Source organism: Mucilaginibacter sp. P4_E8 (genome assembly GCF_056401495.1).
This window is the reverse complement of record NZ_JBFUJG010000059.1, coordinates 1-21,950: the sequence shown is the minus strand read 5'-3', so window position 1 is coordinate 21,950 and position 21,950 is coordinate 1. Positions and strand designations below refer to the sequence as shown.

Below are 21,950 nucleotides of genomic sequence, written 5' to 3'. Positions count from 1 at the left end.
AACGTAAGATAGATATACCCCCCCCCTTATCAAAACCGTTAATACTAAACCGTCTATGAAAAACCTATACAAACCTTGCGTTGGTCTATTTCTTTTGCTAACCTTTATTTCCTGTTCAAAAAATAAGGAAAAATCAAACTGCTTGTTAGTTCCGGTAGCTTTAATTTTGCCCTCCTTTAATTTCCAGGTGATTGATAAAAATACAGGGACTGATCTTTTCTTTTCACCATCGCCCGCTTATTCATTAAATGATATTAAAATTGTGTTCAAAACCCACGAGAATAAATTAGATTCCATTTCGCCGCCCCAAAGAACAAATACCGGCACTGAGAGCCATTTTGTATATATTATTCCATTTAGCAAGGTATCGGATACTTGTTATATAAAAATCAAAGGTCTTAAAACAGATACCGTAGTGAGTACACTTGAAAGGATAAAAACGGAATGCAGCAGTAATGACGCGGTAATAAAAGTTCAGGTAAATAAAGAAGCAGCTATAGTAAACTCAAATAAAACTATAATAGTTATCAAGAAATAGTTTCGCGATACCTCAAAATGCCACCTGCCTGGCTCCGGTAAGGGGTTATGTATAGCCTGTTCCTCCTTTAATGTATACTCACGCCAAATGGGTATGCAAAGCTTTATTATGCTTCAACCTGGACAGGCTTTTTCAAATAGGACATAAATGCTTTGCCTTTCTTAATAAAATAAGTCTCAAAGTATTTATGAATAATTCCGCTCAGGTAAAAAGTAAAAATAATGGTAAGTACAAGTAAAGTTATTTTAACCGCCGCATAATAAGGAATCCCTTTTGGTATCGGTACCCGTTTATATGCAAAATAAACAATTGGATGAACCAGGTAAAGTGAGTAACTCATTTCACCTAATTTAGCTAAAGGATTATGAACAAAAGATGGGAAGACAATTTTGTTTTTATAAAACGAAAAGCATATCGCAATACTCAAAACCGAATATAAAATCCTTGTAAATCCTGTAGCTAAAAATATTCTGTTGCCATGAACCGGGTAGGCAATAAAAATAATAACACTTGCTATAAGGATGCCAACATTATACTTTGTTTCAATATTTATGTTTTCAAATAAGTAACCTAACAGAATGCCTGCAATAAAATAAAATGCCTGATTAAAGGGATTAATATAAATTAACCATTGATTTTCGATGGTATCATTAGTACTCAGTGTACTAAAAGAAAAGTATAAAAATATCCCGAAAAAGATTAAACAAGCAAGGTAAAAAAACTTCTTTTGGTAGGTTAATAAAAACAACAGGAAGGGAAAGAAAACATAAAACACCAATTCATTGCCTATTGACCATGCTCCCTGGGGAATGTATGAGCGCCTTTCTATGATACCAAACAAACCGGTTACGTTACAGAAAATACTAAGAAGATCTGGTGTTAAACGCCTTACCACGATCGATAAGATAATTGTTAGCCAAAGCAATGGAAATATCCGGAAAAGCCGCTTAACAAAAAAATCCTGAAGGAATATCTTTGAGTTATAAATGGATCGCTTGTATACAAGGTAAAGGGTTAGTCCGCTTAGGATGTAAAATATTTCTACACCGTACATACCTAATTTTGTAGCCACTGAATGAGAATCTTCTCTGCCAAACATCCATGTGTGGTAATGGAACAGCATTACTCCTAAAGCTGCTAAGCCCCGTAAGTAATCTAAAGAAAAGATTCTTTTACTATTTTCTCCCATGTGATAAGGTTAATAATGAGTAAAAGGGTTATTTATAAATATTTGTTGCTTTATTAAGTTCCCTTTTGCTTGCAGAAACATTTAAGGGAATTGATAAGGCACATTAAATTAGCATATCATTGTTTTTAATCAGTATATTCATTTTTCTTTTATTTTTCGTGCAGCAGGTAATACCGGCTGCAACTGCATTAAATGAAGGTAACCGGCCCGGTGATGAAGGGAGGGATTACATTGCTTTTTTACGTTTTGGATGGTGTTAAAGTTACACCGATTAACCATTTAGCGGTATCAATTTATTCTCCCCGCTATCCAAAACAGACGTTTGTGTTGCCGGCGCAAGGTATAAAATAATATATATAACCACAAGCGGGATGCTTGTCGTAGCAAGGTTTTTCGTATCACGCTGTCTCTTACTTAGCCGCAAACAGCGTCCATGGATAGGCCTTCATATCCCTGAGGTATTTAGCCTGGTAATTATATTCCGGGTGTTGTTTAAAGAAGGGAGCAGCCAGGAAATCCGTTCCGCCGGGGTGACCCATGTGTGCCCATAGCTGCATTTTATTGGCCAAAGCTGTGCTGGTCACTTTTCCCTGTACAGCGCCCATCGGGAAATAAGGGCCTTCGCTCCATTCGGGGCATCCTTTAGGGTCCTGATCAATGTGGCCGTCAATAATACAGCGGTTAAACGCGTTTTTGCCTTGCAGGGCGTCAAAAGTATCGCCCTCAATTATTTTACCATTTTCCACATCCAGTTTTCCTTTATAATCCAAACAAACCAGTTTTTCCATGCGCAGCTTGCGTGCATTTGGCGACGAGGTTTTATCGTTCACATCAAAAGTGGTTTCCTCTTTAATCAATCCCGGATCGCTCGGAAAGTTGGAGCCGATCATCGCGGTATCTTTCGACCGCCAAACTTTAGATGTTTTCAGGCCAAGTTCCAGTTTGGCCACTTCGTTGGTTTTGGTATCGCCTATCAGCCAGTCGTTGGCATACCCGCCATTATTATCCGTACTCATGATCCTGATCACATCGTCGATACTTTTACTGTATTGCGCGGCTTTGCGGGCGCGCACAAACTCAGGTGTACGGGTAGTGTCAAAACCTTTAAAGCCGGTAATGGTGGTTTCGGTAATTAATATGCCGCTGCTGGTTACCACAAAGTCATCACCGCTGTGTATAAAGCCCGGGGCGCAGTCCATTAATATATGGTTGCCTTTTTCGGGCACTATATCGGCAATTACATTCCAGCGCTCACCTATAATATAGTCTGTCCAGTTATTATGGCCTATTACTATCTTGCCATCCTTAGTATAACGACCGGTAGCAATAAAGGCGCTGCAATTGCCGGGGGCCTTATTATCGCCGCTGCCTGGCTTAATTTTATTCATCAGGCCGGGTACATAGTATTGTGCCAGTTCAATGTTGGCATTCAGGGCGGTAATGTCCAGCGTATCATATTTAAGACCACGTGCCCTTAAACCTTCCATGATACCCCGTATTTCGTCCTGGTATTCTTTATCAATCTTTTTCCATAAAAACCTTGAGGATGCATTACGGTAAAAGGTCCAGTCTTTTTTGCTGCTATAAGGCAGATAATATTCCATCACTTTGAGTAAAGTATCAATCTCCTTATATAATAGGTATCCATGCTGGTAGCCAATATCGGCCGGCGAACCGGCAAGGTGCAGGTATACCCAACCGTTTTTATCCTCGCGGCTGGCCTTACCCATACGGTCATGAGGTTTGGAGGTGTTTGCTGTTGGATTTTGTTTACAGCTAAAAAACAGGGCAGTGATAAGTACAATAACAATGGTTTTGGCGATGGCTTTCATGTTTAATTACAGCTTGTTGTTAAGGAAAGTTGAATTTAATAAAAGATTGCTGAATTGACTGCAAGCAAGGCTGTTATAATTGAAAGGCTTTTAACCACATTGCGGTACGAAGCAAGAAGCCTCACCCAACCCTCTCCAAAGGAGAGGGCTTTAAAATGCTTTTTAAAGTCTCCCCTTTTGGGGGAGATTTAGAGGGGGCTTCCGCAAATGATGTGGTGAGGAGAAGCAATGACGCGCGGAGATTTCAGAAGCCCTTTTACGCCGCGGTTTTTATTATCCCTGCATAAACTTTAAAAACCCCTTGTTTTAGCGCCAAAACCAAACCGCTTAATCACCAGATAAATACCTGAAAAGGGCCTGCTAAAACATGTGTATAAAAATTATAAAAAAATAACTTGCTAACTATTTGACAATTAATACAAAATTTCTATCTTTGCCGTCCCTTTCGGGGGGAATAATATGCCTTGAACGAAGCCCTACTGCTTCGATGGGCACAAACAAATTAAGAAAATGTCAGGAATTATTGGTAAAAAAGTAGGAATGACCAGCATTTTCGATGAAACAGGGAAGAATATTCCTTGTACAGTAATCGAAGCTGGCCCTTGCGTGGTAACACAAGTTAGGTCTGTGGATACAGACGGATATGCTGCTGTACAGTTGGCATATGGTGACAAAAAGGAAAAAAACACTTCAGGTCCGTTAAAAGGCCATTTCCAAAAAGCCGGTACTACTCCAAAACGTAAACTCGTTGAATTTAAAACTTTCGAGGATCAAAAAAACTTAGGTGATAGCATCACTGTAGAGATCTTTGAGGTTGGCGATTTTGTTGACGTTGTAGGTACTTCAAAAGGTAAAGGATTTCAGGGTGTGGTAAAACGTCACGGTTTTGGTGGTGTGGGTATGCAAACTCACGGTCAGCACAATCGTTTACGTGCGCCGGGTTCCTTAGGTGCGTCATCATGGCCATCACGTGTATTTAAAGGTATGCGTATGGCGGGTCAAACCGGAAACAGTCGTGTAAAAGTTCAGAACTTACAAGTTGTGAAAGTTTTCGCGGAGCAGAATCTGTTGGTTGTTAAAGGTTCCATCCCCGGAGCTAAGGGTTCATTCGTAATAGTGGATAAATAAGATGGAAGTTAACGTATTAAATGTATCAGGTAAAGAAACAGGTGCCAAGGTGCAACTTCCTGAGTCGGTATTCGGTATTGAACCAAACGATCACGCGATCTATCTTGATGTTAAGCAGTATTTAGCTAACCAGCGTCAAGGTACACACAAAGCCAAACAGCGTAACGAAATTGCAGGTTCAACCCGCAAATTATATAAACAAAAAGGTACAGGTGGTGCCCGTGCAGGTAGCGTAAAATCTCCATTATTTAATGGTGGTGGTCGCGTTTTCGGTCCGCAACCACGCGATTACAGTTTCAAGTTAAACAAGAAACTTAAATCACTGGCCCGTAAATCAGCTTTATCATACAAAGCAAAAGATAACAACATTTTAGTATTGGAAGATTTTAATTTTGATAGCATCAAAACTAAAAACTACATTAAAATGGAGGCTGACCTGAATGTTACTAATGATAAAACATTATTAGTAGTAGCAGGTGCCGAAAATAACAATGTGTATTTATCAAGCAGAAACCTGAAGAAAACTAAGGTTATTTCAGTTGAGCAGTTAAACACTTATGATGTGTTGAACGCTGGCAAACTGTTATTAACTACAGGCGCTGTTAAAACTTTGGAGGAAGCATTAGCTAAGTAATTATGGAAATTTTAAAGAAACCCCTACTTACTGAAAAAGTAACTCAATTAACCGAGAAACTTAACCGTTATGCTTTCAAAGTTGATCACAGAGCAAACAAAATTCAGATTAAAGGCGCCATTGAGGCAATGTATGGTGTAACTGTTAAGGCAGTAAACACTATGAAATACGTCGGCAAACTTAAAACTCGCAACACTAAGGCAGGCGCCGTATCTGGCCGCGCTGCAACTTACAAAAAAGCGATCATTACGTTAAAGGACGGTGAAACAATTGATTTTTACAGCAATATATAATTAAGACATGGCAGTAAAGAGATTTAAACCGGTTACCCCGGGTACCCGCTTCAGAGTTGACGTATCTAATTCAGATATTACAACAAACGTTCCTGAAAAGTCGTTGGTTGTGTCAGCCAACACAAGATCAGGCGGACGTAACCATAGCGGTAAAATGACCATGCGCTACTTAGGTGGTGGTCACAAACAGGCATACAGATTGATCGATTTTAAACGTAATAAGTTTGATATCCCGGCAAGAGTTGCAACTATTGAGTATGATCCTAACCGTTCTGCACGTATAGCACTGCTACATTTTGTAGATGGCGAGAAACGATATATGATAGCTCCGGAAGGCTTAACAGTTGGAACGGTAGTTTTATCAGGCGAGAATGCAGCACCAGAGGTTGGTAATACTATACCTTTGAAAAACATTCCACTGGGTTCTATCATTCACAACATTGAGTTAAACCCTGGCCAGGGCGGTATTATTGCCCGCAGCGCTGGTACCTATGCTCAGCTTTCAGCACGTGATGGTAAATATGCCATCATCAAATTGCCTTCAGGCGAAACACGTATGATACTGTCAACTTGTTTGGCAACTATTGGTACCGTTTCAAATGGCGAAAGAGCAAACGCGGTGTTAGGTAAAGCAGGTCGCAACCGCTGGTTAGGCCGCAGACCAAGAGTTCGTGGTGTAGCCATGAACCCGGTAGATCACCCTATGGGTGGTGGTGAGGGAAGAGCCTCAGGTGGTCATCCACGTTCACGTAAAGGTTTATTAGCTAAAGGCTACAAAACCCGTGACAAGAAAAAAGGGTCGGATCGTTATATCATTGAAAGAAGGAAAAAATAATGGCACGTTCAATTAAAAAAGGACCTTATATTGATCATAACCTGGAAAGAAAAGTTCTTACCTTGAATGAATCAAGCAAAAAATCAGTTGTAAAAACATGGTCACGTCGTTCCATGATCTCTCCTGATTTCGTTGGTCACACATTCGCAGTACACAACGGTAACAAGTTTATACCAGTGTACGTAACAGAAAATATGGTTGGTCACAAGTTGGGAGAATTTGCTCCAACCCGTACATTCCGCGGTCACGCAGAAAAGAAAAAATAAGGCATGGAAGCAACAACTAAAATCAAAAAGTCTGTATTGATCAGACAACGCAAAGAGCAAGAGAAAGCTCTGCAAGGCGGTCCATCTGTTGCCAAACTACAGAACTGTCCAACTTCACCACGCAAAATGCGTTTGGTGGTTGACCTGATCCGTGGTGAAAACGTTGAGAAAGCGTTGTACATTTTAAAATATACTAACAAAGAAGCTGCCATTCGTGTAGAGAAACTTTTGTTATCAGCCATTAAAAACTGGGAAGCAAAAAACGAAGGCAAACGCGTTGAAGATAGCGCCTTATTTGTTAAAGAAGTTTCAGTAGGTGGTGGCCGTCAGTTAAAAAGACTGCGCCCTGCTCCGCAAGGAAGAGGATACCGCATACGCAAACGCTCAAACCATGTACACTTAACTGTGGATAGTAAAAACGATAATAATTAATTTGAAATGGGACAGAAAGCACATCCAATAGGTAACAGGTTAGGAATCATCAGAGGATGGGATTCTAATTGGTTCGGTGGCAACAACTACTCCGACAAATTAGTTGAAGACGAAAAGATCCGCAAATACCTTTCAGCTCGTATAGCTAAAGGTGGTGTATCAAAAGTGGTTATTGAACGCACATTAAAACGCATTACTGTAACTATCCACACTGCCCGTCCGGGTATTGTGATTGGTAAAGGCGGCCAGGAAGTTGATAAGATCAAAGAAGAGTTGAAAAAACTTACCAAAAAGGAAGTTCAGATCAATATATTCGAGATCAAACGTCCTGAGCTTGATGCGCAATTAGTTGCAGAAGGTATCGCGAAACAACTGGAAGCACGTATCTCTTTCCGTCGTGCCATGAAAACTACAATTGCTTCAACCATGAGAATGGGCGCTGAAGGAATTAAAGTAATGACATCAGGCCGTTTAGGTGGCGCTGAAATGGCACGTAGCGAGCAATATAAAGAAGGAAGAATTCCTTTGCACACTTTCCGTGCTGATATTGACTATGCATTAGCAGAAGCATTAACTACTTATGGTAAAATAGGTGTTAAAGTATGGATCTGCAAGGGCGAAGTTTACGGAAAACGTGATTTGTCACCAAACATTGGCGGCACAAGCAGCAACAGCGGTAAAGGTGGTCGTCCAGACGGTGCTCCGGCATTTGGCGGACGTGACAACCAACGCGGTGGCGAACGTGGCGGCGAGCGCCGTGGCGACAGGAAACCAGGCGGTGATCGTCGTGGTGGCCCGGGCCAGGGTGGTAACAGTGGTGGTCCTCGTGGCGGTGGTAACCGTCCGGGTGGTCCAGGTGGCAATCGCCCAGGTGGCCAAGGTGGCAACCGTCCGGGTGGTCCAGGAAAGAGATAATAATTAAAGTAGAAGAAGATATCGTAACGATATAAAAGCTTAAGAAAATGCTACAGCCAAAAAGAACGAAGTTCAGAAAGATGCAAAAAGGCAGGATGAAAGGTTTAGCCACTCGTGGTGCAGAACTTTCATTCGGATCTTTCGGTGTAAAATCACTCGAAGCGGCCTGGATCACCAGCCGCCAGATCGAGGCTGCACGTATTGCTGTAACACGTTTTATGAAACGTGAAGGCCAGGTGTGGATCAGGATATTCCCTGATAAGCCTGTGACTAAAAAACCAGCAGAGGTACGTATGGGTAAAGGTAAAGGTGCTCCTGAATACTGGGTTGCGGTAGTACGCCCCGGAAGGATCATTTTTGAAGCCGAAGGTGTGCCTTTGGAAGTTGCTAAAGAGGCATTACGCCTTGCAGCACAAAAACTGCCGGTACAAACAAGATTTATAGTACGTAGGGATTACGTAGAAGCATAAATTGAGGAGTTAAAAGGTTGTAAAGTTGAAATGTTGTAAAGTGGGATTGACTTTCAACAGCCAGACAGAAACATTACAACATTGAACATTCCAACATTACAACAAATAATAAAAGAAAATGAAAAACTCAGAAATTTTGGAGCTATCAACAGAAGAATTGGTTGCAAGGATCAGCGAGGAAAGGTCAAATCTTACCAAACTTAAATTCGCGCACGCAGTTTCGGCTATTGAGAATCCAACCCGTATAACAAAGGTACGCAAGGGAATTGCTCAGTTAAATACTGAATTAACAAAGCGCAAAGCGGCGTCAGCTTCTGAAAAGAATTAATTTTTTAAGCGTTCAGAAAAATGGAAAGAAATTTAAGAAAAACACGTACCGGCCTGGTAGTTAGCAATAAGATGCAAAAATCTATTGTAGTTGCTGTTGAGCGGAAAGTGAAACACCCGATCTACGGTAAGTTCGTTAAGAAAACTACCAAATTTATGGCTCACGATGAAACCAATACTTGTGGTATTGGAGATACCGTATTGATTATGGAAACCCGTCCGCTGAGCAAAAGCAAAAACTGGAGATTAGTTCAAATTATAGAAAGGGCTAAATAAGATGGTACAACAGGAATCAAGATTAAACGTAGCCGATAACAGCGGAGCTAAAGAAGTTTTAGTGATCCGCGTATTGGGTGGTACTGGTAAAAGGTACGCCTCAATCGGCGATAAGATAGTAGTTACCGTGAAAAGCGCTTTACCATCAGGTAACGTGAAAAAAGGTACCGTATCAAAAGCCGTAGTAGTACGCACCAAAAAAGAGATCCGCAGAAAAGATGGTTCATACATCCGTTTCGACGATAACGCAGCTGTTTTGTTAAATAACCAGGACGAGCCAAGAGGCACACGTATCTTTGGCCCTGTTGCAAGAGAATTGCGTGAGAAACAATTTATGAAAATTGTATCATTAGCACCGGAGGTATTGTAACATGGAAAAGAAAAAACACGAGCAACCAGCTAAATTAAAGATCCGCAAGGGCGACCTGGTTAAAGTTATAGCCGGTGATTCAAAAGGAACACAAGGCAAAATTGTTGAAGTAATATTAGACAAAGGCCGCGCTATTGTTGAAGGTGCCAATATGGTATCAAAACATACAAAACCAAACGCGGCTAATCCTAATGGCGGAATTGTTAAACAAGAAGCTGCTATACATATTTCAAACCTAATGCTGGTTGATCCTAAAACAGGTAATACAACCCGTGTTGGCCGTAAGAAAAACGATGCCGGCAAATTAGTAAGGGTAGCAAAAAAATCAGGGGAGGAAATTAAGTAATGACTTACATACCAAGATTAAAAACGAAATATAAGGACGAAATACGTACTGCACTGAAAGATAAATTTCAGTACAAAAGCGTAATGCAGGTTCCTAAACTGGAAAAAATTGCCATTAACCAGGGTGTAGGTGGTGCTACAACCGATAAAAAACTTATCGAAAACACCATCACTGAGTTAACTACCATCACCGGTCAGCAGGCAGTTGCTTCAAAATCTAAAAAAGATATCTCAAACTTTAAATTACGTAAAAACATGCCAATTGGCGTACGTGTTACCTTACGTGATAATACAATGTATGAGTTTTTAGATCGCTTAATTGCTGTTGCCCTGCCACGTATCCGTGATTTTAAAGGCATCAACGATAAAGGTTTTGACGGAAGAGGTAACTATACATTAGGTATTTCTGAGCAAATTATATTCCCTGAGATAAATATTGATAAAATCAATAAAATTCAAGGTATGGATATTACCTTTGTAACCTCCGCAACAAACGATGTTGAAGCATTGGAGTTGTTGAAACAATTTGGATTACCATTTAAAAATCAAAATAACAATGGCTAAAGAAGGTGTAAAAGCACGTGAAGTTAAACGCGCTAAATTGGTTGCTAAATACGCAGAGAAAAGAGCAGCCCTTAAAGAAGCCGGCGATTATGTTGGCTTAGATAAATTACCTAAAGCTTCGTCACCGGTAAAATTACACAACCGTTGTAAATTAACCGGCCGCCCTCGTGGTTATATGCGCCAGTTTGGCATTTCACGTGTAACATTCCGTGATATGGCATTAGCAGGCAAAATACCGGGAGTAAAGAAAGCAAGCTGGTAAAAAGAAGTTCTTAGTCATAAGTCTTAAGTTTTGAGTCAAATTCATTACTTAAGACTTTGGACTTTAAACTTAAAACTTAAGAATTTAACCGATGGAAGGTCGCTCCGGATGTTACGGAAAGGAAACCACCATCATAACACAATAAAATGAATACAGATCCAATCGCAGATTATCTTACAAGAGTAAGGAATGCTATTAAAGCCAACCATAGGGTTGTTGAAATTCCTGCATCAAATCTGAAAAAGGAAATCACGAAAGTGCTTTTCGACAAAGGTTACATTGCCAATTACAAGTTTGAGGAAGTTGGTCCGCAAGGCAGCATTAAAGTTGCTTTAAAATACCACCCGATAACTAAAATTTCTGCTATCCGCAGCATTTCGCGCATCAGTAAACCAGGTTTGAGGAAATACGCAGGCACTGATAACTTACCAAGAGTATTAAATGGTTTAGGTATCGCCATCCTGTCAACTTCAAAAGGTGTAATGACCGATAAAGAAGCCCGTCAGCAAAATGTTGGTGGTGAAGTTTTATGCTACGTTTATTAATAGGAGAAATTAAGCAATGTCAAGAGTAGGAAAAGCACCGATAGCACTGCCAGCAGGAGTAACCATTACCGTATCAGCAGAAAATGTTGTTACTGTAAAAGGCCCTAAAGGTGAGTTGCAGCAAGCGGTTGATAGCGATATCATCGTTGAGCAAGAAGACGGACAGTTACTGGTTAAACGCCCGTCTGAACAAAAACGTCATAAAGCATTACATGGTTTATACCGTGCGCTTTTAAATAACATGGTAATAGGCGTAACCGAAGGTTACAAAGTACAACAGGAATTAGTGGGTGTGGGTTACCGTGCTACCAATACAGGTAATACTTTGGATTTAGTGTTGGGTTACTCTCACCACTATGTATTTGAATTACCAAAAGAAATTAAAGTTACAACCACTGCTGATAAGGGTAAAAACCCAACCATCATCCTGGAATCAATAGATAAACAACTTATTGGTCAGGTAGCGGCAAAAATACGTTCGTTACGTGCACCAGAGCCTTACAAAGGTAAAGGTATCAAGTTTGTTGGCGAAGTATTGAGAAGAAAAGCAGGTAAATCAGCATCTAAAAAATAATCGTCATGGGAGCTAAATTATCAAGAAGAGACAGGATTAAAAGAGGGATCAGGAAACGTCTTTCAGGATCAGCAGCGCGTCCTCGCCTGTCAGTTTACAGAAGTAATAAAGGAATTTACGCGCAGATCATTGACGATTTATCCGGTAAAACTATCGTATCGGCTTCATCTTTATCAAAAGACTTTGTAGCCGATGGCACAAAATCTGATCAATCAGTAGCCGTAGGCAAACTGGTAGCCCAGAAAGCTATTGCTGCAGGTATTAAAGATGTGGTTTTCGACAGGAACGGTTATTTGTACCATGGTCGTGTTAAGTCATTGGCCGAAGGTGCACGTGAAGGTGGTTTAAACTTTTAATCGAAAAGAGAAATGTCAACAATCAACATAAAAAGAGTAAAAACAAGCGAGATCGAATTAAAAGACCGCTTGGTAAGCATACAACGTGTTGCCAAAGTAACCAAAGGTGGCCGTACATTCAGTTTCTCTGCCATTGTGGTAGTAGGTGACGAAAACGGTGTTGTAGGTTATGGCTTAGGTAAAGCAAAAGAGGTTACCGAAGCAATTGCAAAAGGCATTGATGATGCTAAAAAGAACCTGGTAAAAGTTCCAATTTTAAACGGAACTATTCCTCATGAGCAAATTGGTAAATTCAGCGGTGGTTTTGTTTTTATTAAACCAGCTGCAAATGGTACCGGTGTTATTGCGGGTGGTGCAATGCGTGCAGTGTTAGAGTCTGCAGGTATCCACAACGTATTGGCAAAATCAAAAGGTTCATCAAATCCGCACAACGTGGTTAAAGCAACCGTATCAGCATTATCACAATTACGTGATGCGCATACTGTAGCACAGCAACGTGGCGTTAGTTTAGGTAAAGTATTTAACGGATAATCAGTCATGGCCAAAATCAAAATTACACAGATTAAGAGCGTGATCGACAGAAGTGAACGCCAAAAGAAAACAATCGAAGCCTTAGGCTTGCGTAAAATTAACCACAGCGTGGAAGTTGAAGCTACGCCTGCTATAGTTGGTATGGTTAGGAAAGTTAATCACCTGGTAGCGGTAGAAAATATTTAATATCATGAATTTAAGTAATCTAAAACCTGCAGAAGGTTCTACTAAAAATAGAAAAAGAATTGGCCGTGGTACAGGTTCTGGCCGTGGCGGTACGTCAACCCGTGGCCACAAAGGCGCCGGTTCACGTTCAGGTACCAGCACTAAGGTAGGTTTTGAAGGCGGTCAAATGCCTTTACAACGCCGTGTGCCAAAGGTAGGTTTCAAAAACCCTAACCGTGTAGAGTATACAGGTGTAAACCTTGATGTGTTACAAGAGTTAGTTGAGAAATTCTCACTTGTGGCTATCGATTTTGCAATACTAAAAGAGCACGGTTTGGTTTCACGTAACGACCTGGTTAAAATCCTGGGCCGTGGCGAACTGAAAGCCAAATTAGAAGTTAAAGCACATGCATTTACTGCTACAGCGCAAAAAGCGATTGAAGCAGCTGGTGGTACCATAGTTAAGTTGTAAGTTTCAATGAAGAAATTTTTCACCACATTATCCAATATCTGGAAAATCGAAGATCTGAGAGTGCGTATTATTAACACACTCTTATTTCTTTTAATATATCGCGTAGGTTCATTCGTGGTTTTGCCCGGTGTTAATTACAATTCGGTAGCAGACCATAAGGCAGAAGGATTAGTAGGATTGCTGAATATGTTTGCAGGGGGCTCGTTTTCACGTGCCTCTATTTTTGCATTGGGTGTAATGCCTTATATTTCGGCTTCAATTGTGGTGCAACTACTGGGTATTGCAGTACCTTATTTTACTAAACTTCAAAAAGAAGGCGAAAGCGGACGTAACAAGCTTAACCAGTGGACACGTTACCTAACTATAGGTATCACTGCTTTGCAGGCCATCGGTTACGTACGTTCACAAATTGCTCCTGATGCCCGTTTAATTGGCGATCCGATATTTACCATATTAACTACCATAGTTTTAACCGCGGGTACATTATTTGTAATGTGGCTTGGTGAAAAAATTACGGATAAAGGTATTGGTAACGGTATATCATTAATTATCATGGTGGGTATTATTGCCCAGTTGCCAAGCGCGTTTTTAACAGAGTTCCAGTCACGTACCGGTGGTGCAGGTGGTTTGGTAACTTTTGTTGTTGAAATTGTAGCACTTATTGGTGTGGTAATGTTCACTATACTTATTGTACAGGGTACCCGCAAAATTGCGGTGCAGTATGCAAAACGTATAGTAGGTAACAAGCAATATGGCGGCGTACGTCAGTATATCCCTTTAAAGGTAAATGCTGCCGGTGTAATGCCAATCATATTTGCACAGGCCTTAATGTTCATACCACAAACGGTACAGCAGTTTTTCCCTAACGCGGCATCAAACGGTATTTTAATTGCATTATCAAACTATAACTCATGGCAGCATAATTTGCTGTTTGGTATACTGATCATCCTGTTCACTTATTTCTATACGGCTATTACGGTTAATCCTAACCAAATGGCTGATGATATGAAAAAGAACGGTGGTTTTATACCGGGCATTAAACCAGGCAGATCAACTGCCGAGTTTATTGATGGTGTGATATCAAGAATCACTTTACCAGGATCAATATTCCTGGCTATGATCGCGATCATTCCGGCCATTGCCAGTTTGGTAGGTGTGTCTCCAATATTCGCAAGATTCTTTGGTGGTACATCACTCATCATCCTGGTAGGTGTTGTTTTAGATACCCTGCAGCAAATTGAAAGTCACCTGTTGATGCGTCATTATGATGGTTTAATGAAAACCGGACGAATTAAAGGTCGTACGGCTATGCCTGCTACAGCCGGCTCAACGCCGACTGCTATCTAATATAAGCAATGTCAAAAATTCTTTACAAGTCTGCCGAAGAAATAGAGCTCATCAGAGAAAGCGCCTTACTGGTATCCCGCACACATGCGGAGGTTGCCAAAGTAATTGGACCTGGTGTTACTACTATTGAACTCGACAGACTTGCTGAAACCTTTATACGTGACAACGGCGGGGTTCCTACTTTTTTAAACTACGGCGGCTTTCCTTATTCTCTTTGTATTTCATTAAATGATCAGGTTGTACATGGTTTCCCCGGAACGTATACCCTGGTTGAAGGAGATCTGGTATCTGTTGACTGTGGAGCTACATTAAATGGTTTTGTAGGCGACTCGGCTTATACTTTTGCTATTGGCGAAGTAAGTGATACGGTTAAGAAACTGATGAGGGTAACCAAAGAGTGTCTTGACCTGGGAGTTGCAAAAGCTATTGTTGGCATGCGCATAGGCGATATAGGTTATGCCATTCAGGAACATGCAGAGAAGAATGGCTTTGGTGTAGTAAAGGAGCTTGTAGGGCACGGAGTGGGCGTTAAGCTACACGAAAAGCCCGAAGTACCTAACTATGGTAAACGCGGTGCCGGTATTAAACTGGAAGAAGGAATGGTGATTGCCATTGAACCAATGATCAACGCGGGCCGTGCCGGTGTTAAGTTTTGGGACGACGGATGGACAGTATCTACTGTTGATAAAAAGCCATCGGCCCATTATGAGCATACGGTAGCTATCGGTAAAGGTAAACCAGATATTTTATCAACGTTTGAATATGTTGATAATGTTTTAAAAGAAAAAAATAATAATTAAATAATTTTTATTAATTTTGCATCCCGGTTTTAGGGCGGATAATTAAGTAATAATCAACAAAATATGGCTAAACAATCTTCGATTGAGCAAGACGGTACAATTAGAGAGGCATTGTCAAATGCAATGTTCAGGGTTGAGCTTGAAAACGGTCATGAGATTATTGCACATATTTCCGGCAAAATGCGTATGCACTACATCAAAATTTTACCTGGCGACAGAGTAAAACTGGAAATGAGCCCGTACGATTTAACTAAGGGTAGAATAACTTATAGATATAAATAAACAAAGAGATGAAAGTTAGAGCATCCATTAAAAAACGCAGCGCTGATTGCAAGATCATTCGCCGTAACGGGAAACTTTATGTTATTAACAAAAAGAATCCTAAATACAAACAGCGTCAGGGATAATTAAAAAAAAACTGTGATAATTCGTACAACGGTGGCCCGCCGTTCGGTTATCATTTAAAAAACAAACAATAAATATGGCAAGGATTTCAGGTATAGATTTACCGAAAAACAAAAGAGGAGAAATCGGACTTACTTACATTTTCGGTATAGGCCGCTCAACAGCTCAAAGAATTTTGACTGAGGCAGGTATTGATTTTGATACAAAAGTACAAGACTGGACCGATGAGCAATTATCCTCAATTCGTGGAATTATCAACGATCAGATCAAAGTGGAAGGTTCACTTCGTTCAGAAGTGCAACTTAACATCAAACGTTTGATGGATATAGGTTGTTACCGTGGTACACGTCATCGTAAAGGTTTACCATTACGTGGTCAGCGTACTAAAAACAATTCACGTACCCGTAAAGGAAAACGTAAAACAGTTGCTAACAAGAAAAAAGCTACTAAATAGTAAGTGATTAATGATGGTAAAGCGGCAATTAGTTAATGCTTTAAGATCATTAGGAATATAAAAATTAAAAAACGGTTAATGGGTCCGGGTTATTATTAACCCAATAATCCACTAACTCAATAATTAAAAAAATGGCTAAGAGCAAAAAAGTTACCAAAAAGCGCGTTGTAATTGTTGAACCGGTAGGTGAAGCACATATCAATGCTACTTTTAACAATATCATCATTACCCTTACTAATAAAACCGGCCAGGCTGTATCATGGTCATCAGCTGGTAAAATGGGTTTTAAAGGTTCAAAAAAGAATACTCCTTATGCTGCCGGTCAGGCTGCTGCCGATTGCGGTAAAGTTGCCTATGATTTAGGCTTACGTAAGGTTGAAGTATTTGTAAAAGGCCCTGGTGCCGGTCGTGAGTCAGCTATCCGTACTTTGCAAACTGCAGGTATCGAAGTAACAACGATCAAAGATATTACACCGCTTCCACACAATGGTTGCCGTCCTTCAAAAAGAAGAAGAGTTTAATTAACAGATTTTTTAAAGCTAAGATTCGGCAGCTACAGGCTGCTTGATACTTTAAGAACACACAAAAATGGCTAGATATACAGGACCAAAATCCAAAATTGCGCGCCGTTTCCGCGAACCGATCTTCGGTCCGGATAAAGCGTTAGAACGTAAAAATTATCCACCAGGAATGCATGGTGCCTCAAAAAGAAGAGGAAAACAATCTGAGTATTCAACTCAGTTAATGGAGAAACAAAAAGTTAAGTACACTTACGGTGTATTAGAGCGTCAGTTCGAAAACTTGTTTCACCGTGCATCAGCTAAAGAAGGTATCACAGGCGAAAACCTGCTGAAATTTTTAGAAGCTCGTTTAGATAACGCTGTTTACCGTTTAGGTATTGCTCCTACACGTTCTGCAGCCCGTCAGCTGGTTAATCACAAGCACATTAACGTTAATGGTGCTGTTGTAAACATCGCGTCATACGCGCTAAAAGCAGGTGATGTGATCTCTGTACGTGAAAAATCTAAATCATTAGAGGCAATAACACATTCAGTTGCCGGAAGAAGAATCAACAAATACAGCTGGTTAGAGTGGGATGCTAACGCCTTAACAGGTAAGTTCCTAAACTATCCTAACCGCGATGAGATCCCTGAGAACATTAAGGAAAACCTAATCGTCGAGTTGTACTCAAAATAATAACGATACTTATCCATGGGATGGTTGGCATTTTATGTCAATCATTTTCGTGGTTTAAATCAATTCAATTAGTAAACAATAAATAAAGGATATAAATGGCAATTTTAGCATTTCAAAAACCAGACAAGGTTATCATGCAGAAATCGAATGATTTTGATGGCACGTTTGAGTTTCGTCCGTTAGAACCAGGCTTCGGTGTAACCATTGGTAATGCTCTACGTCGTATCTTACTTTCATCACTCGAGGGTTATGCGATTACTTCCGTACGTTTTTCAGGAGTAATGCATGAGTTTTCAACCATCAAAGGTGTTGTTGAAGACGTTACTGAGATCATTTTGAACCTTAAACAAGTTCGTTTCAAAAAAACAGGTGAGTCTGGCGACAATGAGAAGATATTTGTTATAATAAATGGCCAGGAAGCTTTTAAAGCCGGAGATGTTACTAAATTCTCTAATAACTTTACTGTTTTAAATCCTGATCTGGTTATCTGTAACATGGATTCATCAGTAACGCTTGAAATTGAGCTTACTGTTGCAAAAGGCCGCGGTTACGTTCCGAGCGAGGAAAATAAAAACCCGGATGCGAATGTTGGTGTAATAGCTATCGATTCCATCTTTACGCCTATTAAAAACGTAAAATATACTATTGAAAACTATCGTGTTGAACAAAAAACTGACTATGAAAAATTAGTTTTGGATATTGCAACCGATGGCTCAATTCACCCTGAAGACGCGTTGAAAGAAGCTGCTAAGATCTTGATCCAGCACTTTATGCTATTTAGCGATGAGAACATGATGCTTGAAGCACAGGCTAAAGAAGAAACCAAAGAAGTTGACGAAGAGATCCTGCACATGCGCAAGATCCTGAAAACCGAACTGGTTGATCTTGACCTTTCTGTACGTGCATTAAATTGCCTTAAAGCTGCTGATATCCGCAGCCTGGCCGATTTAGTATCGTACGATGTTGCTGATATGTTAAAGTTCAGGAACTTTGGTAAAAAGTCATTAACTGAAATTCAGGACCTGGTTAAATCAAAAGGCTTATCTTTTGGTATGAACCTATCTAAATTTAAGTTAGACGAAGAATAAGACTTTGAAAAAGTGAGGTGTGAGAATTTTCTCGAACCTCACTTTTTTCATTTATACAAGAATACAAACAATTAAGCGAAAGCATAATTCCGAAGGCTTGAGTTAATCGCCGGACGGTATGCACGTGAAATAATTTAATAACAATGAGACACGGAAACAAAAACAATCACTTAGGCCGTACTACCAGCCACCGCAAAGCGATGCTGGCTAACATGGCAACTTCGCTTATTTTACACAAGCGCATCACTACAACATTAGCTAAAGCAAAAGTTTTACGCGGTTATGTTGAGCCTTTATTAACCAAATCAAAAAACGATACTACTCACTCTCGTCGTACAGTGTTTAGCTACCTGCAAGACAAAGACGCTACTACTATCCTTTTCCGCGAAATTGCTGAGAAAATAGCTAACCGTCCAGGTGGTTACACCCGTATTGTTAAGTTAGAAAACCGTTTAGGCGATAACGCCGAAATGGCGATCATTGAGTTGGTTGATTATAACACTGTTTACGGTGCTGATACTGCTGCTGCAGCTAAAAAATCAACCCGTCGTCGTGGTGGTTCATCAAAAGCAAAAACAGCTGCACCTGCTGCTAAAGAAGTTGCTGCTGCTGAAGAAGCAGAAGTTGTTGAAGAAGTTAAAGCTGAAGCACCAGTTGCCGAAGCCACTGAAACTCCAGCTGCTGAAGCTCCTGCAACTCCGGAGAAAGAAGAAAACGCTGAAAAAGGAGAATAATTTCATCTCCCTTTTAGATATTAAAAAACGCCCTGCTCATTTGAGCAGGGCGCTTTTTTTTGGCGAAAATTTGTCTGAACCGGGATTCTTGGGATTAAAGGATTTACATGATTTAAGGGTTTCGTGTGATTCCCCTCTTGAGAGGGGTGGAGGAGTGTGTTCTATTATTAAGTATAATATAAAAGGCAAAGGCCAGTGCGATTCCCTCCCTGCCACTGCACGGTCCATCGCACCCCTCCCAGGGGAGGGAATTAAAAACTCAGTTGCTTATATTCTAAGTAGTAACCTACAATATTATCTGCGCTGTCGGAAGTCAGAGACTTTGGACGAATATGCGTATAGTCTTCAGACTACATGAAAACATCAAACTAAGCTATCTGTAGTGACAAACTGCAGGCATACTCATTCGAAGTCGGGGACTTTGAACAGCGCGTAAAGACAATATAAAAATAGATATGCACAGGGTAGATTAAAAATTCTGCCAACCTGTCACCAACATGATTGTTTTTTCTGACTTGATATTTGTCATCCTGACTATAATTCTGCCAAAAGCATATTGGCACAAACGTTGATAAATAGCTGATGTAGTAAAATATTAAAATCAAGAAAAAACAATCATATGTCTAAAATAATTGGAATCGACTTAGGAACAACAAACTCCTGCGTAGCTGTAATGGAAGGTAATGAGCCTGTAGTTATAGCAAACAGCGAGGGCAAACGTACTACGCCGTCCGTAGTAGCTTTTATTGATAACGGCGAACGTAAAGTTGGCGATCCTGCAAAACGTCAGGCAATCACTAACCCTACAAAAACCATTTCGTCAATTAAACGCTTTATGGGTAACCAGTTTAACGAAGTTACAAATGAAGCTGCTCGTGTACCTTACAAAGTAGTTAAAGGTGACAATAACACGCCACGTGTTGAAATTGGCGACCGTAAATACACTCCGCAAGAGATCTCTGCAATGATACTTCAGAAAATGAAGAAAACTGCCGAAGACTTTTTAGGAACTGAAGTTACTGAAGCTGTTATTACGGTACCTGCTTACTTTAACGATGCACAACGCCAGGCTACTAAAGAAGCCGGTGAAATTGCTGGTTTAAAAGTACGCCGTATCATTAACGAACCTACTGCTGCTGCACTGGCTTATGGCTTTGATAAAGCACACAAGGATATGAAAATTGCCGTATTTGATTGCGGTGGTGGTACACATGACGTATCAATCCTTGAATTAGGTGACGGCGTTTTTGAAGTAAAATCAACCGATGGTGATACACACTTAGGTGGTGATGACTTTGACCAGGTAATTATTGACTGGTTAGCTGACGAATTTAAAAGCGATGAAGGTATTGATCTGCGTAAAGATCCAATGGCTCTGCAACGTTTAAAAGAATCTGCCGAAAAAGCTAAAATTGAGTTATCAAGCTCAGCACAAACAGAAATTAACTTACCATACATCACTGCTGCCGATGGTATGCCTAAGCACCTGGTTAAAACTTTAACCCGTGCTAAATTTGAGCAATTGGCTGATGGCCTGATCAAACGTACTATTGACCCTTGTAAATCAGCATTGAAAAATGCAGGTTTAAGCACTTCTGATATTGACGAAGTTATCCTGGTAGGTGGTTCTACACGTATCCCTGCTATACAGGAAGCTGTTGAAAAATTCTTTGGTAAAGCTCCTTCAAAAGGTGTTAACCCTGACGAAGTTGTTGCCATAGGTGCTGCTATTCAAGGTGGTGTATTAACTGGTGAAGTTAAGGATGTGTTGTTATTGGATGTTACCCCGCTTTCATTAGGTATTGAAACTATGGGTGGTGTAATGACTAAACTGATTGAAGCAAACACAACCATTCCTACCAAAAAATCTGAAACTTTCTCAACCGCGTCTGATAGCCAGCCATCTGTTGAGATCCATATATTACAGGGTGAGCGCCCAATGGCTGCGGGTAACCGTACTATAGGCCGTTTCCACCTGGATGGTATACCACCAGCACCGCGCGGTGTGCCTCAGATCGAAGTAACATTTGATATTGATGCCAACGGTATATTGCACGTATCTGCTAAAGATAAAGCAACCGGTAAAGAGCAAAAGATCCGTATCGAAGCCTCATCAGGTTTAACTGATGCCGAGATCAAAAAGATGAAGGACGAAGCCGAAGCAAATGCTGATGCTGACCAAAAGGCAAAAGAAGAAGTTGAAAAACTGAATGCTGCTGATGCCCTGATCTTCTCGACAGAAAAACAACTGAAAGAGTATGGCGATAAAATTTCGGCCGACAAAAAAGGCCCTATCGAAGATGGTCTGAAAAAGTTGAAAGAAGCTTATGCATCTAAAAACTTAGCCGAAATTGAAACTGCTCAAACTGAACTSAACGCTGCATGGGCTACTGCATCTGAAGAGATGTACAAGGCTGCTGCTGATGCAGGTCAGGCTCAACCAGGTGCAGATGGTGCTCCGGGCGCAGGTCCGCAGGATCATTCTGATACCGTAACTGATGTTGACTTTGAAGAAGTAAAAGACGACAAAAAATAATAAGTGTTGTTTTAATATTAAAAAAGCCCTGCTGGAAATTTCCAGCAGGGCTTTTTTAATATTAAAACAA

Annotated in this window: 33 protein-coding genes; 31 read left to right on the top strand and 2 right to left on the bottom strand. The window is 40.5% G+C overall.

The genetic code is table 11. The features are described 5' to 3' along the window. Window positions 1–55: 55 nt before the first annotated feature. Complete coding sequence (locus tag AC1DRQ_RS18975; protein WP_477426327.1) at window positions 56–538, top strand: hypothetical protein; 483 nt, start codon at window positions 56–58, stop codon at window positions 536–538. Between the two features lie 106 nt (window positions 539–644). Here the strand turns inward: AC1DRQ_RS18975 and AC1DRQ_RS18970 are convergent, their stop codons facing one another. Beyond that, window positions 645–1,727 (bottom strand): acyltransferase family protein, encoded by a 1,083-nt coding sequence (locus AC1DRQ_RS18970; RefSeq protein WP_429400400.1) that lies wholly within the window; start codon window positions 1,725–1,727, stop codon window positions 645–647. Window positions 1,728–2,137: 410 nt separating this feature from the next. Then, entirely contained in the window at window positions 2,138–3,559 is a 1,422-nt protein-coding gene (locus AC1DRQ_RS18965) for a C45 family autoproteolytic acyltransferase/hydolase (protein WP_477426324.1), read from the bottom strand. 510 nt (window positions 3,560–4,069) lie between these two features. On the opposite strand from AC1DRQ_RS18965, the gene rplC reads away from it, so the two are divergent. From rplC to dnaK, 30 genes are all read left to right on the top strand, one after another. Then, on the top strand, window positions 4,070–4,687 hold the full coding sequence (gene rplC, locus AC1DRQ_RS18960; RefSeq protein ID WP_429400402.1) for a 50S ribosomal protein L3: 618 nt from the start codon (window positions 4,070–4,072) through the stop codon (window positions 4,685–4,687). 1 nt (window position 4,688) lies between these two features. Continuing rightward, window positions 4,689–5,321, top strand: coding sequence for a 50S ribosomal protein L4 (gene rplD, locus AC1DRQ_RS18955; protein ID WP_183556568.1), 633 nt, complete (start codon window positions 4,689–4,691; stop codon window positions 5,319–5,321). Window positions 5,322–5,323: 2 nt separating this feature from the next. Beyond that, window positions 5,324–5,614, top strand: coding sequence for a 50S ribosomal protein L23 (gene rplW, locus AC1DRQ_RS18950; protein ID WP_429400403.1), 291 nt, complete (start codon window positions 5,324–5,326; stop codon window positions 5,612–5,614). Window positions 5,615–5,621: 7 nt separating this feature from the next. After that, window positions 5,622–6,449 carry a 50S ribosomal protein L2 gene (gene rplB / locus AC1DRQ_RS18945; protein WP_429400404.1) on the top strand — a complete coding sequence of 276 codons (828 nt, stop codon included), beginning with the start codon at window positions 5,622–5,624 and terminating at the stop codon, window positions 6,447–6,449. After that, window positions 6,449–6,715 (top strand): 30S ribosomal protein S19, encoded by a 267-nt coding sequence (rpsS, locus tag AC1DRQ_RS18940; protein ID WP_076377419.1) that lies wholly within the window; start codon window positions 6,449–6,451, stop codon window positions 6,713–6,715. Before rplB ends, rpsS begins: the two co-directional genes overlap by 1 nt. Window positions 6,716–6,718: 3 nt before the next feature. Further along, complete coding sequence (gene rplV / locus AC1DRQ_RS18935) at window positions 6,719–7,147, top strand: 50S ribosomal protein L22 (protein ID WP_183556572.1); 429 nt, start codon at window positions 6,719–6,721, stop codon at window positions 7,145–7,147. 6 nt (window positions 7,148–7,153) lie between these two features. Beyond that, window positions 7,154–8,062, top strand: coding sequence for a 30S ribosomal protein S3 (rpsC, locus tag AC1DRQ_RS18930; RefSeq protein WP_429400405.1), 909 nt, complete (start codon window positions 7,154–7,156; stop codon window positions 8,060–8,062). 47 nt (window positions 8,063–8,109) lie between these two features. Continuing rightward, window positions 8,110–8,532 (top strand): 50S ribosomal protein L16, encoded by a 423-nt coding sequence (rplP, locus tag AC1DRQ_RS18925; RefSeq protein WP_091149798.1) that lies wholly within the window; start codon window positions 8,110–8,112, stop codon window positions 8,530–8,532. A 118-nt stretch (window positions 8,533–8,650) separates the two neighbouring features. Then, window positions 8,651–8,860: a 50S ribosomal protein L29 gene (gene rpmC, locus AC1DRQ_RS18920; protein ID WP_429400406.1), complete on the top strand. Its 210-nt coding sequence runs from the start codon at window positions 8,651–8,653 to the stop codon at window positions 8,858–8,860. A gap of 20 nt (window positions 8,861–8,880) precedes the next feature. Beyond that, a complete protein-coding gene (gene rpsQ, locus AC1DRQ_RS18915) occupies window positions 8,881–9,135 on the top strand; it encodes a 30S ribosomal protein S17 (protein ID WP_090462782.1) in 255 nt (84 codons plus the stop codon). Between the two features lies 1 nt (window position 9,136). Next, window positions 9,137–9,505: a 50S ribosomal protein L14 gene (rplN, locus tag AC1DRQ_RS18910; RefSeq protein ID WP_073405786.1), complete on the top strand. Its 369-nt coding sequence runs from the start codon at window positions 9,137–9,139 to the stop codon at window positions 9,503–9,505. 1 nt (window position 9,506) lies between these two features. Then, window positions 9,507–9,851, top strand: a complete 345-nt coding sequence (gene rplX, locus AC1DRQ_RS18905; protein ID WP_429400407.1) for a 50S ribosomal protein L24 — start codon at window positions 9,507–9,509, stop codon at window positions 9,849–9,851. Further along, entirely contained in the window at window positions 9,851–10,414 is a 564-nt protein-coding gene (rplE, locus tag AC1DRQ_RS18900) for a 50S ribosomal protein L5 (protein ID WP_429400408.1), read from the top strand. The genes rplX and rplE overlap by 1 nt, the downstream gene beginning before the upstream one ends. Then, window positions 10,407–10,676 (top strand): 30S ribosomal protein S14, encoded by a 270-nt coding sequence (gene rpsN / locus AC1DRQ_RS18895; protein ID WP_429400409.1) that lies wholly within the window; start codon window positions 10,407–10,409, stop codon window positions 10,674–10,676. The genes rplE and rpsN overlap by 8 nt, the downstream gene beginning before the upstream one ends. Window positions 10,677–10,822: 146 nt before the next feature. Continuing rightward, window positions 10,823–11,221: a 30S ribosomal protein S8 gene (rpsH, locus tag AC1DRQ_RS18890; protein ID WP_183556585.1), complete on the top strand. Its 399-nt coding sequence runs from the start codon at window positions 10,823–10,825 to the stop codon at window positions 11,219–11,221. A 16-nt stretch (window positions 11,222–11,237) separates the two neighbouring features. Further along, window positions 11,238–11,795 carry a 50S ribosomal protein L6 gene (rplF, locus tag AC1DRQ_RS18885; RefSeq protein ID WP_429400410.1) on the top strand — a complete coding sequence of 186 codons (558 nt, stop codon included), beginning with the start codon at window positions 11,238–11,240 and terminating at the stop codon, window positions 11,793–11,795. Window positions 11,796–11,800: 5 nt separating this feature from the next. After that, the gene (gene rplR / locus AC1DRQ_RS18880) at window positions 11,801–12,151 is read left to right on the top strand and encodes a 50S ribosomal protein L18 (protein ID WP_429400411.1); all 351 of its coding nucleotides are present in this window, start codon (window positions 11,801–11,803) and stop codon (window positions 12,149–12,151) included. Between the two features lie 12 nt (window positions 12,152–12,163). Then, on the top strand, window positions 12,164–12,682 hold the full coding sequence (gene rpsE / locus AC1DRQ_RS18875) for a 30S ribosomal protein S5 (protein ID WP_407666967.1): 519 nt from the start codon (window positions 12,164–12,166) through the stop codon (window positions 12,680–12,682). Between the two features lie 6 nt (window positions 12,683–12,688). Beyond that, entirely contained in the window at window positions 12,689–12,868 is a 180-nt protein-coding gene (gene rpmD / locus AC1DRQ_RS18870) for a 50S ribosomal protein L30 (RefSeq protein WP_183556590.1), read from the top strand. Between the two features lie 4 nt (window positions 12,869–12,872). Beyond that, window positions 12,873–13,319: a 50S ribosomal protein L15 gene (gene rplO, locus AC1DRQ_RS18865; protein WP_429400412.1), complete on the top strand. Its 447-nt coding sequence runs from the start codon at window positions 12,873–12,875 to the stop codon at window positions 13,317–13,319. Window positions 13,320–13,325: 6 nt separating this feature from the next. Continuing rightward, entirely contained in the window at window positions 13,326–14,666 is a 1,341-nt protein-coding gene (gene secY / locus AC1DRQ_RS18860; protein ID WP_429400413.1) for a preprotein translocase subunit SecY, read from the top strand. An 8-nt stretch (window positions 14,667–14,674) separates the two neighbouring features. Beyond that, window positions 14,675–15,466 (top strand): type I methionyl aminopeptidase, encoded by a 792-nt coding sequence (map, locus tag AC1DRQ_RS18855; protein WP_429400414.1) that lies wholly within the window; start codon window positions 14,675–14,677, stop codon window positions 15,464–15,466. 63 nt (window positions 15,467–15,529) lie between these two features. Continuing rightward, window positions 15,530–15,748 (top strand): translation initiation factor IF-1, encoded by a 219-nt coding sequence (gene infA, locus AC1DRQ_RS18850; RefSeq protein WP_022833270.1) that lies wholly within the window; start codon window positions 15,530–15,532, stop codon window positions 15,746–15,748. An 8-nt stretch (window positions 15,749–15,756) separates the two neighbouring features. Beyond that, on the top strand, window positions 15,757–15,873 hold the full coding sequence (gene rpmJ, locus AC1DRQ_RS18845; RefSeq protein WP_074487407.1) for a 50S ribosomal protein L36: 117 nt from the start codon (window positions 15,757–15,759) through the stop codon (window positions 15,871–15,873). A 74-nt stretch (window positions 15,874–15,947) separates the two neighbouring features. Continuing rightward, window positions 15,948–16,325, top strand: coding sequence for a 30S ribosomal protein S13 (rpsM, locus tag AC1DRQ_RS18840; protein WP_429400415.1), 378 nt, complete (start codon window positions 15,948–15,950; stop codon window positions 16,323–16,325). 131 nt (window positions 16,326–16,456) lie between these two features. Continuing rightward, on the top strand, window positions 16,457–16,846 hold the full coding sequence (gene rpsK / locus AC1DRQ_RS18835) for a 30S ribosomal protein S11 (protein WP_076377383.1): 390 nt from the start codon (window positions 16,457–16,459) through the stop codon (window positions 16,844–16,846). Window positions 16,847–16,913: 67 nt separating this feature from the next. Continuing rightward, window positions 16,914–17,522 (top strand): 30S ribosomal protein S4, encoded by a 609-nt coding sequence (rpsD, locus tag AC1DRQ_RS18830; protein ID WP_429400416.1) that lies wholly within the window; start codon window positions 16,914–16,916, stop codon window positions 17,520–17,522. A 95-nt stretch (window positions 17,523–17,617) separates the two neighbouring features. Continuing rightward, window positions 17,618–18,610, top strand: a complete 993-nt coding sequence (locus AC1DRQ_RS18825; RefSeq protein ID WP_429400417.1) for a DNA-directed RNA polymerase subunit alpha — start codon at window positions 17,618–17,620, stop codon at window positions 18,608–18,610. Between the two features lie 143 nt (window positions 18,611–18,753). Next, window positions 18,754–19,344, top strand: coding sequence for a 50S ribosomal protein L17 (gene rplQ, locus AC1DRQ_RS18820; protein WP_477426316.1), 591 nt, complete (start codon window positions 18,754–18,756; stop codon window positions 19,342–19,344). A gap of 619 nt (window positions 19,345–19,963) precedes the next feature. Beyond that, window positions 19,964–21,880 (top strand): molecular chaperone DnaK, encoded by a 1,917-nt coding sequence (gene dnaK, locus AC1DRQ_RS18815; RefSeq protein ID WP_429400419.1) that lies wholly within the window; start codon window positions 19,964–19,966, stop codon window positions 21,878–21,880. Window positions 21,881–21,950 lie beyond the last annotated feature (70 nt).